The 16,653-nt window shown below is 48.4% G+C and carries 15 protein-coding genes and 1 other annotated feature; of the genes, 14 read left to right on the forward strand and 1 reads right to left on the reverse strand.

Going from position 1 to position 16,653, the window contains the following annotated elements:
- The first annotated feature begins 328 nt into the window (after positions 1-328).
- From tsaE to M3629_RS21440, 6 genes are all read left to right on the forward strand, one after another.
- Positions 329-814 (forward strand): tRNA (adenosine(37)-N6)-threonylcarbamoyltransferase complex ATPase subunit type 1 TsaE, encoded by a 486-nt coding sequence (tsaE, locus tag M3629_RS21420; RefSeq protein ID WP_251510049.1) that lies wholly within the window; start codon positions 329-331, stop codon positions 812-814.
- Positions 811-1,740 carry a tRNA (adenosine(37)-N6)-threonylcarbamoyltransferase complex dimerization subunit type 1 TsaB gene (gene tsaB / locus M3629_RS21425; RefSeq protein ID WP_285888964.1) on the forward strand — a complete coding sequence of 310 codons (930 nt, stop codon included), beginning with the start codon at positions 811-813 and terminating at the stop codon, positions 1,738-1,740. The genes tsaE and tsaB overlap by 4 nt, the downstream gene beginning before the upstream one ends.
- Positions 1,741-1,757: 17 nt before the next feature.
- Entirely contained in the window at positions 1,758-2,279 is a 522-nt protein-coding gene (rimI, locus tag M3629_RS21430) for a ribosomal protein S18-alanine N-acetyltransferase (protein WP_251510052.1), read from the forward strand.
- Positions 2,276-3,334, forward strand: a complete 1,059-nt coding sequence (gene tsaD, locus M3629_RS21435; protein ID WP_251510053.1) for a tRNA (adenosine(37)-N6)-threonylcarbamoyltransferase complex transferase subunit TsaD — start codon at positions 2,276-2,278, stop codon at positions 3,332-3,334. The genes rimI and tsaD overlap by 4 nt, the downstream gene beginning before the upstream one ends.
- Before the next feature lie 396 nt (positions 3,335-3,730).
- Positions 3,731-3,880 (forward strand): hypothetical protein, encoded by a 150-nt coding sequence (locus M3629_RS28860; RefSeq protein ID WP_435368256.1) that lies wholly within the window; start codon positions 3,731-3,733, stop codon positions 3,878-3,880.
- A gap of 11 nt (positions 3,881-3,891) precedes the next feature.
- Positions 3,892-4,238, forward strand: a binding site (T-box leader).
- Between the two features lie 209 nt (positions 4,239-4,447).
- On the forward strand, positions 4,448-6,007 hold the full coding sequence (locus M3629_RS21440) for a 2-isopropylmalate synthase (protein ID WP_251510054.1): 1,560 nt from the start codon (positions 4,448-4,450) through the stop codon (positions 6,005-6,007).
- A 753-nt stretch (positions 6,008-6,760) separates the two neighbouring features.
- Here M3629_RS21440 and M3629_RS21445 read toward each other — a convergent pair.
- Positions 6,761-8,725 carry an ABC-F family ATP-binding cassette domain-containing protein gene (locus tag M3629_RS21445; RefSeq protein ID WP_251510055.1) on the reverse strand — a complete coding sequence of 655 codons (1,965 nt, stop codon included), beginning with the start codon at positions 8,723-8,725 and terminating at the stop codon, positions 6,761-6,763.
- A 277-nt stretch (positions 8,726-9,002) separates the two neighbouring features.
- Between M3629_RS21445 and M3629_RS21450 the strand changes: the two genes are divergently transcribed.
- From M3629_RS21450 to M3629_RS21485, 8 genes are all read left to right on the forward strand, one after another.
- Complete coding sequence (locus M3629_RS21450) at positions 9,003-9,641, forward strand: 5-formyltetrahydrofolate cyclo-ligase (protein ID WP_251510056.1); 639 nt, start codon at positions 9,003-9,005, stop codon at positions 9,639-9,641.
- A 15-nt stretch (positions 9,642-9,656) separates the two neighbouring features.
- Positions 9,657-10,160, forward strand: a complete 504-nt coding sequence (moaC, locus tag M3629_RS21455; protein WP_285888965.1) for a cyclic pyranopterin monophosphate synthase MoaC — start codon at positions 9,657-9,659, stop codon at positions 10,158-10,160.
- A 37-nt stretch (positions 10,161-10,197) separates the two neighbouring features.
- Entirely contained in the window at positions 10,198-10,683 is a 486-nt protein-coding gene (locus M3629_RS21460) for a MogA/MoaB family molybdenum cofactor biosynthesis protein (protein ID WP_017690080.1), read from the forward strand.
- Between the two features lie 150 nt (positions 10,684-10,833).
- Positions 10,834-11,082, forward strand: a complete 249-nt coding sequence (tatA, locus tag M3629_RS21465; RefSeq protein WP_090918211.1) for a twin-arginine translocase TatA/TatE family subunit — start codon at positions 10,834-10,836, stop codon at positions 11,080-11,082.
- A gap of 78 nt (positions 11,083-11,160) precedes the next feature.
- The gene (tatC, locus tag M3629_RS21470; RefSeq protein ID WP_251510058.1) at positions 11,161-11,943 is read left to right on the forward strand and encodes a twin-arginine translocase subunit TatC; all 783 of its coding nucleotides are present in this window, start codon (positions 11,161-11,163) and stop codon (positions 11,941-11,943) included.
- Between the two features lie 494 nt (positions 11,944-12,437).
- Positions 12,438-12,719: a co-chaperone GroES gene (groES, locus tag M3629_RS21475; protein WP_090918205.1), complete on the forward strand. Its 282-nt coding sequence runs from the start codon at positions 12,438-12,440 to the stop codon at positions 12,717-12,719.
- A 74-nt stretch (positions 12,720-12,793) separates the two neighbouring features.
- The gene (groL, locus tag M3629_RS21480) at positions 12,794-14,425 is read left to right on the forward strand and encodes a chaperonin GroEL (protein WP_090918203.1); all 1,632 of its coding nucleotides are present in this window, start codon (positions 12,794-12,796) and stop codon (positions 14,423-14,425) included.
- A 472-nt stretch (positions 14,426-14,897) separates the two neighbouring features.
- On the forward strand, positions 14,898-16,556 hold the full coding sequence (locus M3629_RS21485; protein ID WP_251510060.1) for a clostripain-related cysteine peptidase: 1,659 nt from the start codon (positions 14,898-14,900) through the stop codon (positions 16,554-16,556).
- Positions 16,557-16,653: the final 97 nt, after the last annotated feature.

A 16,653-nucleotide genomic window follows, 5' to 3' on the forward strand; every position in this document is an offset into this window, starting at 1 on the left:
TGACAAGTACAGGGTAAATACAGGATATACCTAGTAATAAAGTGACGGAGAGCGGTTTGTGGAACGATAACTGAGGGATACCTGAGAAAGACACAGGAAGAAATGTGGCAAAAGAGAAGCGATGACATTTTTGAAATTAATGAAAATGCGGCCGATACCGGAAGGTATCGGTTTTTAGGTTAGAATCCTTTCTGTGATTACGCAAAGAGATACTTATAAAGTCCAACCTTTCCAGCATGTTCCTTCGATGTTGCGGGCAAGGAAAGGGACCGATATAATAAGGTTCAAAGTGAACTCAGACGGAAGACCGTCAAAGGTGGGGCGTATATTGAATCAGACGCATGAACAGTGGGTGTATCATTCCCACAGCATTGCAGATACAGAAAAGCTTGCGGCTGCACTTGCGGCACAGGCACAGGCTGGCATGGTCATTGCACTGGACGGCGATTTGGGAGCGGGCAAGACTGCTTTTTCTCAGAAGTTTGCCTGGCATTTGGGCGTGAGAGATGTTGTAAGCAGTCCTACGTTCACGTTGATCAAGGAATACGAGGGGCGAATGCCGCTATATCACATGGATGTATACCGCATTTCGTTGGAAGAAGCGGACGAGCTGGGTCTTGAAGAGTATTTTTATGGTACGGGAGTCAGTCTGGTGGAGTGGGCCAGCATCATTCCCGAGTTGTTACCCAAAGAACATCTTCACGTGCAGATTGAAACGACAGGCCTGGAAGATCGAACGATAACACTGGATGGGTATGGTGAGGAATATGCCGCACTATGCCGACTGTTCAGACAGAATGGAGTTAAAGGATGATACAAGGTTTGGGTAATGAGGGAAGGGTCGAAGGATTGGGAGATGAGGGAAAGATCAAGGGTTCGGGAAAAGAAGGAACGATTGAGGAGCAAAAAAAGCCGCGTCAGCGGTTTTTGGTGTTGGATACATCTACAGCGGTGATGGCTGCAGCGGTGATGGAGGAGCGGTCGCTGCTGGAGGAGCGCAATGAGCGAGCAGAACGTAATCACTCGGTGCACGTCGTGCCTGTAATGGAGCAGTTGCTTGCTGCCAGCGGCACGAAGCCAGGCCAACTGGACGGGATCGCCGTCGGAATTGGACCGGGCTCGTACACGGGCATCCGGATTGCGGTGACCGCGGCAAAGACGCTGGCCTGGGCGTGGGACATCCCCGTTGCCGGGGTGTCCAGCCTGCAGGCACTCGCCTGGGGCGGCTGGCACAGCGGCCTCGCCGCCAAGGCGCAAGCTGCGGCAGATGATGCCGCAGCCGGGGCTGGCGGAACGCCATCCGCGGACCAGGGCGGCACCGGTGCCGCCCCTGTCCACTGGATCGTTCCGCTCGTGGATGCGCGGCGCGGCCAAGCCTATACCGCGCTGTTCGCCTCCGCCGGCGGCGACACGCCCCGCCGGCTGGCGCCGGATGCCATCCGCCAAGTGAACGGATGGCTGGAAGAACTCGCCGCCCGCCTGGCGGAGGCGGCGCCGGAAGAGCGGCCCGCTGCCGTCTGGATCGTCGGCGAGACGGGCCAACATGCGGCGGCAGCGGCAGAGCTTCGCTGCCCCGCAGGAACGGCGCTCCAGCTCGTCCCGTATGAGCTGGAAGGCCGCTGGATTGGGCGCCTCGGCGCCGAAGCGCTGCTTGCAGGTCAGCGCGACGACGTACATGCCCTGGTGCCGAACTACACCCAGCTGTCCGAAGCGGAAGCCAACCTGCTGCGCAAAGGCTGAAGGGAGAGGGAGAGCGGATGGACAACGTAGCGAACGAAGGACGGGAAACGGCGTTTCAGTTCAGACTCATGACGGTGGCAGATATTCCTGACGTGATGGAGATTGAGCATGAGGCATTTACCCTCCCTTGGACGGAAGAGGCATTTCACAATGAATTGAAGCATAATCATTTTGCTAAATATATGGTCATGGAGCTGGACGGCACGGCGATCGGGTATGCGGGCATGTGGACCATTATGGACGAGGCACACATTACCAATATCGCGGTGAGAAAAGCATACCAGGGCCGCAAGTTGGGGGAGAAATTGCTGGATGAGCTAATGAAGACGGCAGCTTATCTCGGCATGGAGCGAATAACATTGGAGGTTCGGGTGTCGAATGTCGTGGCTCAGAATTTGTATCAGAAAAAAGGGTTTGAATCGGCAGGTCTGCGCAAAGGGTATTACTCTGATAACGGAGAGGATGCAATGATCATGTGGGCGGTACTTCCGCCTGCGGGCCGGAGCGGCGAAGAGGAAGGAAGCGTAATGGATTCATGAATGATCTTATAGATAATCAAAGTGGAACTCCATCCTATATTCTGGCGGTAGAGACAAGCTGTGACGAAACATCGGTAGCCGTGGTCAAAGATGGACGTGAAGTATTGTCCAATCTCATCTCTAGTCAGATCGAGACGCATAAAGCGTTTGGCGGAGTTGTACCCGAGGTGGCTTCACGCAAGCACGTTGAAGTCATCACGCTGATGCTGGAGCAAGCAATCGAGCAGTCCGGTATTCGTCCGCGTGATCTGAGCGCGATTGCGGTTACGCAAGGACCTGGATTGGTTGGCGCACTGCTGGTGGGTATCGTAGCAGCGAAGACGCTTGCGATGGCTCTGGGTAAACCGCTGATCGGAACCCATCATATTGCGGGTCATATTTATGCTAATCGCCTTGTACGTGAGCTGCAATATCCGGCGATGGCTCTTGTAGTGTCGGGCGGGCATACCGAGCTTGTTCATCTGGAGTCCGAGGGCAAGTTCAAGCTGATTGGACGCACACGGGACGATGCTGTTGGTGAAGCGTATGACAAAGTGGCTCGTGCACTCGGCTGTCCATATCCGGGAGGGCCGCATGTAGACCGCATGGCATCTGAAGCTGAAGAGGTTGTTCCTTTGCCAAGGGTATGGCTTGAAGCAGGGTCCTATGACTTCAGTCTGAGTGGATTGAAATCGGCTGTACTCAACGCACTGAATCAGGCCAAGATGCGTGGTGAAACGTTGGATCCGTCTGCGGTGGCACGTGGTTTTCAAGAAGCAGTCGTTGAAGTGCTTGTGGAAAAAGCGGTACGTGCTGTTCGTGAATATGGCTCACGTCAGTTACTTCTTTGCGGTGGGGTTGCTGCCAATCGTGGTTTGCGGACAGCCTTGCAGGAACGCTGCGCGAAGGAAGGGCTTGAACTCGTCATCCCGCCAATGGAATATTGTACGGATAATGCAGCCATGATTGGCGCGGCAGCACATCTGAAATGGATTCGCGGCGAGGGGACTAATTTTGACGCGAAGGCAGATCCTGGACTTTCTCTGGAAGCTTGGTCGGTACAAACCGAAGCGTAAAGTTCTCTGGGAATGCATCTTAACGTAGCCTATTCGGGAAAGAAATTGTCCTTTTTTGAAATGAAAGGTTGACAGCGGTTTGTGAAGAATGTATATTAGTTACAAATTTAAACAGGAATTATATCCTGAACTGATAAACGCGATGAACAGGAACAGTAAGGTCACTCCGGGTCATTAGAGAGCTGCGGGATGGTGCAACGCAGTCGAAGGGAACCTGAAACTCACCTGGAAGCGGAACGATGGAACACGGCTACCAAGCAATAGGCCGAAGGCTGAAGTCAGCCGACAGTATATCGTTACGGGTTGCCTCCGTGAAGGGGCCATTGTGCCCGATCCCATTTTTCTGATTAGAAACGGAGACGACTTTCGTTACGCTAATCCGAAGTGCAGAGATCGATGGACAATATGAAGGGGGCCTTCAAGCTGTTATTCGAACAGGCTTGGGGTCAACAAGAGTGGTACCGCGAAGGTGAACAGCCTGTCGTCTCTTGCATTATGCAGGAGAGGGCAGGCTTTTTTGATTTTTTTTCCACCGATAAACCATGAATATTATATCAACAAACGTAATGAACGGGAGCAGTAAAACGGCAAAGGCGCTCAGAGAGCTGCGGGGTGGTGCGACGCAGTGGCCGGGATCGTTTGAATCTCGCCCGGGAACAGAGCTTTGGAAACATGAGAAGAGGTTGAGCGTTTTCGTCGCTAAACGAGACTGTGCCGACTCATGTGTACATAGCAACGGTTAACCCCCGTTACAGGGCGTTTCTCTGAAGGGTTACGGTTCCGCCGTAGTTAGGGTGGAGTTTAATGGACTTTTTGGAGAACACGAGGTGGATGGTGTCAGTGCAGGCTGAGCCATCAAGCAAGAGTGGTACCGCGGAGGGGAGAATAACCCGCCGTCTCTTTGATGAGATGGCGGGTTATTTGTATTTGCTGCCGGCAGCAGGGTGGGCAAAATGGAATAACCATATGGATGCAAGTCTGATCAGGAAATCCGGAACAGCAGTTGTTCGAGGTGTAAGTCGACGTACACTTTGAACCATTACACTGAACATAACTTTTCACGAACCAAACATAACCGAACCGATATCCCAAAATTAATGGAGGTTAATGAATATGACAACGAATCCGAACAAACGCATGATTGACATATTTGATACAACGCTGCGAGATGGAGAACAAGCACCCGGAGCCAGCCTGCATCCTGAGCAAAAAATAGAGCTGGCTCACCAGCTGGCAGCGCTTGGCATTGACGTCATTGAGCCTGGATTCCCGATCTCCAGTCCAGGGGAGTTTGCGGCGGTTCAGGCGATCTCAAGACAATTGCAACAGGTGGAAATCTGCGGATTTGCACGTGCGGTCAAAGGCGATATTGATGCTGCAGTGAAGGCTACCGCTGATGCTGCTCGTCGACGAATCCATCTGTTTATTTCCTCGTCTGATATTCACATTGAGCATCAGCTGCGCCGTCCACGCAGTGAAGTGGTGGCTACGGCTCGGGAGATGGTCTCCTATGCACGCCAGTTTACGGATATCGTGGAGTTCACAGCGATGGATGCTGCACGTACCAAGACGGATGATCTGATTGAAATGGTTGAAGTGGCCATCGAGGCGGGGGCAAGCATCATTAACCTGCCGGATACCGTTGGTTATGCGCTGCCGCATGAGTATGGAGAGATGTTCCGACGCGTACGTGAGGGAGCAAGGGGCGGCGATAACGTGCGCTATAGTGCTCATTGCCATAACGATCTCGGGCTTGCCGTAGCGAACAGTTTGGCTGCCATTGCGAATGGTGCTTCCCAGATTGAAGTGACGATTAACGGAATCGGAGAACGGACGGGGAATTGCGCGTTAGAGGAACTGATTATGGCGCTGGAAACACGTGGAGATGTCATCGGAGCAACGACTAACATCAAGCTGAATCAACTGTATGAGACATCTCGCCAGATTAGCCGTGCCATGCATTTTCCGATCGCTTACAACAAACCGGTTGTTGGACGCAATGCCTTCCAGCATGAGTCGGGCATTCATCAGGACGGTTTGCTGAAGAACCGCAATACGTATGAGATTATGGACCCGGAAGCACTGGGCATCCCGCGCAGTATGATTATTTTGGGGAAACACTCCGGTCGTCACGCTCTGAAGGATCGGGTACGCAAATACGGATTTGAGCCGGATGAACAGCAGATGGAGCAACTGTACAAAGTGTTCAAAGTAACTGCGGATGAGCAAAAAGTGGTAAGTGATGACCAGTTGTTGCAAATGGTCAGCCAAACGATGAACATCCCGGCACAGGATTACGAGTTGGTTGAACTGCAGGTGACGGCAGGCAGTATGACAGACCGTATGGCTGCGGTACGTATTCGTACGAGTGCAGGAGAGCATGCTTATTCTGCTGTAGGAAAAGGACCTGTAGATGCTACAATTCAGGCCATTGGGCAGTGTATCTCAGATGACATTACATTTGTAGACATGGAGATGCATGCCTTGAGTGGGGGAGAAGGAGCCAGCGCGGAAGCCGTGATCACGGTAGAACGAGCCGGACGAGAATTCAGAGGGACAGCAACCCATCATGATATTGTCATGGCCGCAGGTTTGGCATACGTGGCAGCGTGTAATGCAGCTGGATTGAAAGCGGAATCTGTTGTGGATAGTGAAGAGGTGCCTGTACACTAAGGTCCCTTGGAGATATGAATATGCTCTAGCGAAAAAGAGCTAAAGAGGGTTCTTCTCGCCATGGTTTGGGCGGAATGGAACCCTCTTTCTGTTTTAAATGACATGACCAGAGTAGGGCCACGCTCACTAGCCCGTTTAAATATGGAGGCATGGAATGAGTGAAAAACTATATCGTGACAACCAAATTTGTCAAGGTGTGACTATAGTTATCCACATATCCAGAGTAATTTGTGGGTAACTAAGGTGAAGTGCTGCAACAAGTGTTTTCGAAACAAACGGTTTGCAGGGGATAGAATACGTCGAAGTTACCAACAGTGCTGTGTATAATGTGGATAAATCGGTGGATAAATATGGTTTTTACTTCAAAAACTTATTCTACCAACGTTTGATTACGTGAAAAAGGATGTGAAATATCACTCACACTTGTGGATAAGAAGAGGGTCTGTCTTCAAATATTTATTTTACGTAATCCGAGGATATTTGACAAATGTGAAAATACGTTTTTCTGATCCCTACCTAGCGAGAGCGTTGGATTTATGTTTATCCGTGAGTCCGCGTCTTCTCAATAGCTGGCTTCCTTTAGAATGCAAGAGGCTCCGCGTTACCTTCGTAACACAGAGCCTCTTGTACATTTCTTTGCGATTTGCCGTACATATTACTACATGTAACTCATTCCTTACCGTAGCCTATAAGCCAACGCTTTTAAAGTCCTGACATAGAATCATCCTCAGAATCATCGCTCGGAATCGTAGCTTAGCCCATCGCCAGTGTTTCCCACTCTTCATAAGCTTTTGCAAGCTTTGTTTTGTGCTCCTCCGACGACTGCTGCAACTCCTGCAGCTTCATATAATCCTGATACACTTCTGGCAGAGCCATCTGTTCTTCAAGCGAAGTGATCTCGGACTCCAATTCGGCAATCTGCTGTTCAAGAGCTTCCTGCCTGCGCTGTCTGTTTCGTTCTTCACGCTTGGCTTGTTTATCTGCTTCAAAGGAAGCGGCCCCGGATTTTTCGGTTGTTGCTGAATTTGCACTTGCTGCTGCGGAAGAAGCGGATTTGGAAGAGGCCTGACGAGCCTCGGCGGCCTCACGTGCAATCTCCTCCAATTCCAGCTTTTTCTCCACGTAATCGTCATAGTTACCGAGATATTGCTCGGTGCCGCCGGAATGAAGCTCAACGATCCGTTCCGCCATCTTGTTGAGAAAATACCGGTCATGGGAGATAAAGAGTAGCGTTCCTTCGTAATCCATTAAGGCAGCTTCCAGCACTTCTTTGGCAAAAAGGTCGAGATGGTTCGTCGGCTCATCGAGAATAAGCACATTGGCTTCCTTCAGCATGAGCTTGGACAGGGATACACGAGCCTTCTCTCCACCGCTGAGCGAGGATATTTTTTTGAGCACATCATCACCGCTGAACAAAAAGTTACCCAGTACGGTTCGAATGCGCGCTTCTTCCATGCCCGGATAAGCACTCCACAGTTCTTCGAGCACCGTGTTGGACGGATTCAGCCCAGTCTGCTCCTGGTCATAATAACCGATCTGTACTTTGGTGCCCCACTGAATGTCACCCTGCGCAGGACGAAGACTACCGGTTAGACATTTCAGCATCGTTGATTTACCGATTCCGTTAGGCCCAATCAGGGCAACGGTTTCGCCGCGTCGCAGATCGAAGGACACATTGCGGAACAGAGGTGAACCCTCCTCGTAAGCCACGGACAACTGATCAACACGCAGGACTTCCTTGCCTGACATCACAGCGGTTTCGAATGAAAAATGGGCTTTCTTGAGATCGCCAAGTGGCTTATCCAGACGATCCATCTTCTCCAGTGCTTTGCGACGACTCTGGGCACGCTTCGTCGTTGAAGCGCGTACGATGTTTTTTTGCACAAAGTCCTCCATCTTGGAGATTTCGTCCTGTTGTTTCTCGTATTGTTTCATCTGAATCTCGTACTCGGCTGCCTTCAATTCCATATAACGGCTGTAATTGCCCGTATATTTTTTGGAGCGATGACGTTCGATTTCCACGATGGTCGTTACGAGTCTGTCCAGGAAGTACCGGTCATGGGATACAACTAACAGTGCGCCGGAGTATCCTCTCAAATAATCTTCCAGCCATGTCAGGGTCGCGATGTCCAGATAGTTGGTAGGCTCGTCCAGCATGAGCAGATCGGGAGCTTGCAACAGAATGCGGGCTAATGCGAGTCTGGTCTTCTGACCGCCGCTAAGTGTGCTGATGGGAGTGTCTGGGGCGAATTCGCCGAAACCCATACCATGCAGTACGCTACGAATGCGCGTTTCCATCTCGTAACCGCCGTGATCTTTGAACCAGTCCGAGCGTCTGGCATAGCGTTCCAGCAGATCCGCATATTGCTTTTCATTTTCCATTCGTGCAGGGTCGGCAATATCATGCTCCATCTGTCTCAGTTCAGCTTCGGTCTGGGTCAGATGAGCAAAGACATGCATCATTTCTTCCCAGATGCTGCGATCAGACTGCAGACCGCTGTTCTGCGCGAGGTAACCAAGCGTTGTTTCCTTGGATTTGAAGATTTGTCCGCCGTCATAAGACATTTCTCCAGCAATGATTTTGAGTAAAGTCGATTTTCCTGCACCGTTAACGCCAACCAGTCCAATGCGCTCACGTTCTAATATTTGTAAGTTCACGCCGTCCAAGATTGGATCGACACCAAAACGTTTAATAATTCCGGATACTTGCAGCAACATAGAATTAAGTTCCTCCATAGGTCGAGTTCTGAAATAGACACTTACTTCTCAGTTTACATGAAAAACAGAGCAAATGCACCGATTGGGAACGGCTCCGGCTTGTAGTCTTTTTGGTCAATCAGTGATAAACTGAAAGAAGGCATGTTATACCATGACGATTTTGCAGAAAAAGAATCATTTGAACCTGATCATCCAGATGACATCTTGTCTTAACATATAAGTGCAATGGCTCGAATTTATATTTACCTTCCACATCAACAGGAGGTTCGTCGGCATTATGCAGGATCATGCGGAACAGAAGAAGCAGCTTCGCACCCGGCTTAGACAGCTACGCGATCGTTTGGACGAGCAGATGCGTCAGCAAGCCGGCATGCGGATGAATGACGGACTGAAGCGTGAGCTGGATCGCCTGCGGCTAAGCAAGAACAGGCACAAGCGTGAGCCGCTGGTCATTTTTAGCTACCTGTCATATGGCAGTGAGGCTTCCACCGCTTTTCTTTTTGAAGAGGGGTGGAAGCAAGGGGATGTGTTGCTAGCTCCTAAAGTGCTCGCTGACCCGCCACGGATGGAACTGCGGCGAGTAATGAGCCAGGAGGATATTGAACCAGGCGTTTGGGGCATACCTGAACCTAAGGCGTCTTGTGAAGTGTTGCAACCCGAAGAGTGGCCGGCTTTGGATCTGGTGCTGGTACCCGGACTGGGTTACGACCTTCAAGGAGGACGTATCGGATACGGTGGCGGTTATTACGACCGGTTTGCAGCGAGTCTTGAGAACCATTGTGCTAAGCAAGGTAAAAGACCTCTCATGGCTGCTTTGGTATTACCTGGCCAGTTGGAGCCGGACATTCCGATGGACCCGCTAGATCTGCGGCTGGATCTGTTGATAACGCCCGAAGGTATATTACATATCGAATAAAGGGTTGTGATGTGATTGAACTCAGAAGCAAACCAAGGTCAATCTTCCAGTGGGAAGCTGACTCATTTTAATGAACAGGGACGAGCCCGGATGGTGGATATTTCGGGTAAGGATGTTACGGTACGTACCGCTGTCGCTGTAACGAAAGTCACGATGAACCCGGAGACGCTGGAAGCTATCCGCCGAGGCCGTATTGGAAAAGGTGATGTGCTGGCGGTTGCTCAGATTGCCGGTATTCAAGGAGCGAAAAAAACGTCGGATTGGATTCCGATGTGTCATCCGCTTGCACTGAATGGGGTGGATATTCGTTTTCATGATAACGGCGTGAACGAACTCCATATCGAAGCCGCCGTCAAGACAGAAGGCAAAACAGGTGTCGAGATGGAGGCACTGACGGCAGCTTCGGCTGCGGCACTTACGGTCTATGACATGTGCAAGGCGATGCAAAAAGACATGATCATCGGCCCGACGATGTTGCAGTCCAAGAGCGGCGGTAAAAACGGTGATTTCAACCGATAACGGAACTTTATTTTCATAGAGGAGAAGGGTGATCTTTATGGTGTGGAGAACAGCAATCCTGACAGCCAGTGACAAAGGGGCCCGTGGAGAACGTGAGGATACAAGTGCGCAAGTGATACGGGAACTTGTAGAAGAGGAACTTGGTGGTCAGATCGTGGAGTATCGGATCGTTCCGGATGAGCCTGATGAGATTATTGCGGCATTAATCGAGATGACCGATTATTTTCACGCCGATCTCGTACTGACAACGGGTGGAACGGAGCTGGCCATTCGGGATATTACGCCTGAAGCGACCAGACGAGTAATTGAACGTGAAGTTCCCGGCATGGCGGAAGCGATGAGATATAGTGTGATGAGCAAAAATCGCTCTGCGATGTTGTTCCGCGGGGTGTGCGGGATTCGCGGACGCACATTGATTGTGAATCTGCCGGGTACGCCGAAGGGTGTGCACGAACATCTGGCAGCCATTATGGATCAGCTTCCGGAAGCGCTCCTGATGGTAACAGGCCAATTCAAGCAATAAAGAAAATAAAGCACAGTTATAACATTTGCGGGTTATGTAAGTGGTTACATCTGTGGTATGATGGGCATAAATCCAAATGCAGTTAAGACATCTGATGAACATGACTTCGGATAGGTGCATGTTGAACGCTTGAAACAAGGAGGAAGATCGATGTTAAGTCAAATTGGACCAACAGGATTTATTTTGCTGGCCGTGATTGCATTGCTGTTGTTTGGGCCTAACAAGTTGCCGGAATTGGGACGGGCCGTGGGACGTACGTTCCGCGAGTTCAAGGAAGGCGCGCGTGATATTATTTCGGACGATGACGCTTCCAGCCGGAAAGAGCAAGAAAAAGCGAAACCGGTAGCAGCTGATACAACGGCCGCTGAGAAACCTGTGGATAAACGCCTGCCGGAATAAGTTTCATGGCTATGAGAGAGACCCCTTCCTGCCGGAAGGGTTTTGTATTTTAAAGCTGAAATTCCAGGGGAGGCAGGCATGACGCGGCACAATGAAGAAATGACGCTTACCGAACATCTGAGTGAGCTGCGCAAGCGGCTGATCTATGTATTGAGCATTTTTATTCTGGGACTGATTGCAGGTTTTTTCGTGGCAGACCCAGTCTATCAGTATTTGACGAAGGCAGAGACGGCCAAGGGCTTCGTACTGCATGCGTTCTCGTTCTGGGACGGTATCGGGATTTATATGAAGATTGCCGGGCTCTTTTCCATTATTATCACGTTGCCTTTTACGGTGTACCAGCTCTGGAAGTTTGTGAGTCCTGGTCTGCGGCCACAAGAACGTAAGGCATCTCTGAAGTATGTGCCTTATGTATTTCTACTTTTTCTGGTGGGTGTCGCTTTTTCGTATTATGTTGTTTTTCCAATGGCTCTTGCGTTCACAACAACGATTACGGAGAAAATGGGGCTTGTCGAGACGTACGGTATGAAACAATACTTCAGTTTCCTGTTTGGCATTGTATTGCCAGTGTCACTGCTGTTTGAGTTGCCACTGCTAATTATGTTCCTGACAGGGCTACGCATTCTGAATCCGATTCGTCTGCGTAAAATGCGCAAAATTTCTTATTTCGTGCTGATTTTTATTGCAGTGGTCATTACGCCTCCAGACTTCATATCTGATCTGCTTGTCATGATTCCGTTGTTGCTCTTGTATGAGATCAGTGTGTTTCTATCCGCCATTGTGTATCGCAAGCAACTTGCAGCCGATCAGGAGATTGAAGCTCGTTATGTGCGGACCGAGGACAACCAGCATACAAAGTAGAGAACTCTATAGTTTATGTATTTAGAGGGAGAATACTGCCTGCATCAAAAATGAGGTGCGGGTGGAGGATGAATCTACTCGCCTGAAGACCCGGAGAAGACGCTTTGTTCTGATCCGGGTCTTCTGTTCTATTGGAAGATGAGAAGAGATTTGGACATGCAGGCATATTATACGGGACGATGGATACAATGGAAAAGGGGATACGGGGCGAAGTTTGCATCTAAGGCAACGAATCTCGTAAAATAGAAGGCGTGAATGTAACATTCATCCAGCTGTACCAGGCGTGATTTGGCTTATTGGATATAAGTGGTCAAGCCGTATGGATGTAAATTCAACCTAAATTCTCGCAAGAATTCATCAAAAAGACTTGAAATCATGCTTCAAGTTGAGTATCATAAAGTTGGTTGTTAGCACTGAACACTGTCGAGTGCTAATACATATGGCTGCAACCTACAAATGCAAGGCTATATAATTTTAAAAGGAGGCTATTTTTCATGATCAGACCTTTAGGTGAACGCGTATTGGTAGAACCACTGGAGCAAGAACAAACGACTTCTTTCGGGATCGTACTTCCGGACTCCGCCAAAGAAAAACCGCAAGAGGGTAAAATCATTGCAGTTGGTGCGGGTGCATTGAAAGACGGCGTACGTGTAGCTCTGGAAGTGAAAGAAGGAGACCGCGTTATTTTCTCCAAATATGCCGGTACAGAAATCAAATTCGAAGGTAAAGAATATTTGATTATGAAAGAGAGCGACATTCACGCGATTCTCGACTAATTTCAAATTTTAATCGGTTAACCGAACCATATAGCAGTACCATTTTACACAATATACTAGGGAGGTTTTCTTAAATGGCTAAAGACATTAAATTCAGTGAAGACGCTCGTCGCTCCATGCTTCGTGGTGTGGATGCATTGGCTAACGCAGTGAAAGTAACGCTCGGACCAAAAGGCCGTAACGTGGTTCTGGAGAAAAAATTCGGAAGCCCGCTCATCACGAATGACGGTGTAACCATTGCTAAAGAAATCGAACTGGAAGATGCATTCGAGAACATGGGTGCACAACTGGTTAAAGAAGTTGCAACGAAAACAAACGATGTTGCCGGTGACGGTACAACAACTGCGACAGTGCTTGCTCAAGCCCTGATCACAGAAGGTTTGAAAAACGTAACTGCAGGCGCTAGCCCAATCGGTATCCGTAAAGGAATCGACAAAGCGGTTAAAGCTGCGGTTGCTGAACTGCAATCCATCTCCAAACCGGTTGAGACTAAACAATCCATCGCACAAGTAGCGGCAATCTCCGCAGCTGACGAAGAAGTAGGCGAACTGATCGCTGAAGCTATGGAAAAAGTGGGGAAAGACGGCGTGATCACGGTTGAAGAATCCCGTGGATTCGCAACGGAGCTTGAAGTGGTAGAAGGTATGCAATTCGACCGCGGATACATCTCTCCATACATGATCACAGATACGGACAAAATGGAAGCAGTTCTCGACAACCCGTACATCTTGATCACAGACAAAAAAATCTCCAGCACTCAAGACATCCTGCCATTGCTTGAGAAAATCGTTCAACAAGGCAAACCGCTCGTACTGATCGCTGAAGATATCGAAGGCGAAGCACTGGCGATGCTGGTTGTGAACAAACTGCGTGGTACATTCAATGCTGTAGCGGTTAAAGCTCCAGGATTCGGTGACCGTCGTAAAGCAATGTTGCAAGATATTGCTGCTCTGACTGGTGGTCAAGTGATCACAGAAGAACTGGGTCTGGATCTGAAATCCGCAGTTGTAGAACAACTGGGTACAGCTCGTCAAATCCGTGTTACGAAAGAAAACACAATCATCGTTGACGGTGCTGGTAACAAATCCGATATCGATGCTCGTGTTAGCCAAATCCGTACACAATTGGAAGAAACCACTTCCGAGTTCGACAAAGAGAAACTGCAAGAGCGTCTGGCTAAATTGTCCGGTGGCGTAGCAGTAATCAAAGTCGGTGCGGCAACTGAAACTGAATTGAAAGAACGCAAACTGCGTATCGAAGATGCCCTGAACGCAACTCGCGCTGCGGTTGAAGAAGGTATCGTATCCGGTGGTGGTACTGCGCTTCTGAACGTATATCATGCTGTTGCTGGTGTAGCATTGTCCGGCGACGAGCAAACAGGTGTTAACATCGTACTGAAAGCTCTGGAAGCGCCAATCCGCACAATCGCGGCTAACGCTGGTGAAGAAGGTTCCGTCATCGTGGAACGTCTGAAAAAAGAGCAAGTTGGCGTAGGTTTCAACGCTGCAACTGGCGAGTGGGTTAACATGATCGAAGCAGGTATCGTTGACCCTGCGAAAGTAACACGTTATGCATTGCAAAACGCGGCTTCCGTAGCAGCAATGTTCCTGACTACTGAAGCGGTTATCGCTGACAAGCCAGAACCTGCAGGCGCTGCTGGCGCTCCTGACATGGGCGGCATGGGTGGAATGGGCGGCATGATGTAATAGAGGTGTAAAAACCTTTAAAGCATTAAACAAATTATAATAATACAAGGACCACTTCTTAATATCTATTAAGAGTGGTCCTTTGTTTTGTATGATGATAAGCGATACTACGGGTTATGCTCGGCAAGGGATGACTGGAATAATGAATATGCAGTTGGGTGCTGACACGAATAAACTTAAGACTATTAAGTGATGTTTAGTTCATCAGGCGTCTGGTTAAGCTTCTGTGATTCCACTTAATTGAATAGGATTTCTGATATGGGTAAGAGTCTGTTCCTCTGGAGATCAGGCTCTTTCGCTGATTGCAGAAGTGAGTTGCAAGTACGAACTTAAAGATTTCTTTAACTTTCACACGGGGCTAATCCTCCATGATAGGCTAAAGTAGCTATGCAACAGCAACGAAGAGAACAATGTTTTCTAGGTTTTATCAAGCCGCTTATTTATCTTTCATATTAAGAAGGAAATTTTCAGATTGAAAGGTCGAAATGTGATGAGAAATATCCGAAGTTTGATCATTTTATTATTTTTATTTCTTGCAACAACTTCATCAGCATCGGCACATGATACAAGTCATGCAGATGCGCTTAACCACTTGGGATTATTCAATGGAACGGAGAATGGCTATGAACTCTCGAGGGTGCCTACCAGAGCAGAAGCGCTGGTGATGATGCTTCGTCTGTGGGGGAAGGAAGAAGACGTTCAGAAAAAAAACAACAAAAATCCATTTAAGGATACGGGTTGGGAAAGTTCCTATGTGTCGTTTGCCTACGCCAATGGCATTGTTAATGGAATCAATGAGCATCATTTCGGAGGTAACCAACCAAGTTCTCTAAAGCAATATAGTGCAATGGTTTTAAGGGTTTTGGGATATTCAGAAACAAAGGGTGACTTTACATATGAAACTGCGGTTTCTTTCGCTTCAATCGTTTTAGGAATAGACCTTACAAAAGAAGTCGAATTCAATCGGGGAACTCTTGCCAAAATAAGTAGCTATGTGTTAAACACCAGACCCAAAAATCAAATCGCAACACATGGTCAGATCCTTCGAGAGAAAAATGTGTTTACAACGCAAAGTTTAAACGAGGCAAGATTGATCTTGGAGCAGGATAAAAAACTGAATTCAACGACGGTTCTAATATATGCCATTGGTTCTGATCTTGAATCACAACAAGGCCAACTAACCAATGACTTGGAAGAAATATATCGGGGTCAGCCAAACCAAAATACGAACATCCTGATTCAAACAGGTGGAACGCTCAAATATCACAACAAATATATGACGGATGGAGCATCCGAACGCTTTGAAGTTAGCGATGGACGACTTAAAAAGCACCCAAGCCGCATCCAAACCGCCGCATCAGACCCTAAAACACTAAGGGATTTTCTGGTTTGGGGAAAAGCCGTGGCACCAAGTGATCGTTATATACTTGTTTTATGGGATCACGGGTACGGTACAATGGGTGGCTTTGGTGCAGACGAGCTAAACGGACGAAAAACAATGAAGGTTTCGGAGCTTTCGAAGGCGATTGATGCATCAGATATGTATTTCGACTTAATCGTCTTTGATGCATGTCTTATGGGCACAGTTGAAACGGCCTATGCGCTTAGAAACTATGGCAAGTATCTCATCGCTTCTGAAGATTCAATCCCCGCTGCAGGATTGTACTATTCCACATGGATCGGTGCGATGGAGCGAAACCCACAAATTAGCTCGGAAAGATTAGGACGTTTAATTTTAGATTCCTTTACCCTTCATTCCGGGATTGAATCTAGCATGCAGACAACAATGTCAATGATGAAGCTTTCTCAGGCTGAATCATTGGTTCATGCAATAGAAAATGCAGCATTTGATCTCTCACTCACAGACCTTGCAAAAAACTCTGATCTATTAGGCAAAAACGACGGGGTATTTGATCAATATGATCTTATAGATCTAATGGGTAAATCATCAGAAGTTACTGCTGCTGCTCAAGCACTTGCCTTTGAAGTGAAAAATTCAGCAGGTTTTAAAAATCGTAATGGTGTGGGTATGTACGTTCCTAACAAAAAAATGGAACATGCAAATGAAATGAGAGAAGAACTAAAAGCCATCGGTCTTAGTTCAAAGTATCTAAAATCTATTTTTAACTAAAATGAGCCTTAAAGCTCAAATGAATCAAAACGGTTCCTAAATTCTTCATTAAGAGGTTCGCATAGGTTTACCAAATTTTTGCGGTCTCTTTTTTTTT

It is taken from the genome of Paenibacillus polysaccharolyticus (assembly GCF_023714295.1).
GTDB lineage: Bacteria > Bacillota > Bacilli > Paenibacillales > Paenibacillaceae > Paenibacillus > Paenibacillus polysaccharolyticus_A.

Bases quoted from the DNA above. Each gene is read 5' to 3' on its own strand.
- M3629_RS21440 (WP_251510054.1), top strand. From the start codon at position 4,448: ATGACAACGAATCCGAACAAACGCATGATTGACATATTTGATACAACG.
- tatA (WP_090918211.1), top strand. From the start codon at position 10,834: ATGTTAAGTCAAATTGGACCAACAGGATTTATTTTGCTGGCCGTGATT.
- tsaB (WP_285888964.1), top strand. From the start codon at position 811: ATGATACAAGGTTTGGGTAATGAGGGAAGGGTCGAAGGATTGGGAGAT.
- M3629_RS21460 (WP_017690080.1), top strand. From the start codon at position 10,198: ATGGTGTGGAGAACAGCAATCCTGACAGCCAGTGACAAAGGGGCCCGT.
- tsaD (WP_251510053.1), top strand. From the start codon at position 2,276: ATGAATGATCTTATAGATAATCAAAGTGGAACTCCATCCTATATTCTG.
- M3629_RS21450 (WP_251510056.1), top strand. From the start codon at position 9,003: ATGCAGGATCATGCGGAACAGAAGAAGCAGCTTCGCACCCGGCTTAGA.
- groL (WP_090918203.1), top strand. From the start codon at position 12,794: ATGGCTAAAGACATTAAATTCAGTGAAGACGCTCGTCGCTCCATGCTT.
- M3629_RS28860 (WP_435368256.1), top strand. From the start codon at position 3,731: ATGGACAATATGAAGGGGGCCTTCAAGCTGTTATTCGAACAGGCTTGG.
- tatC (WP_251510058.1), top strand. From the start codon at position 11,161: ATGACGCGGCACAATGAAGAAATGACGCTTACCGAACATCTGAGTGAG.
- M3629_RS21445 (WP_251510055.1), bottom strand. From the start codon at position 8,725: ATGTTGCTGCAAGTATCCGGAATTATTAAACGTTTTGGTGTCGATCCA.
- groES (WP_090918205.1), top strand. From the start codon at position 12,438: ATGATCAGACCTTTAGGTGAACGCGTATTGGTAGAACCACTGGAGCAA.
- rimI (WP_251510052.1), top strand. From the start codon at position 1,758: ATGGACAACGTAGCGAACGAAGGACGGGAAACGGCGTTTCAGTTCAGA.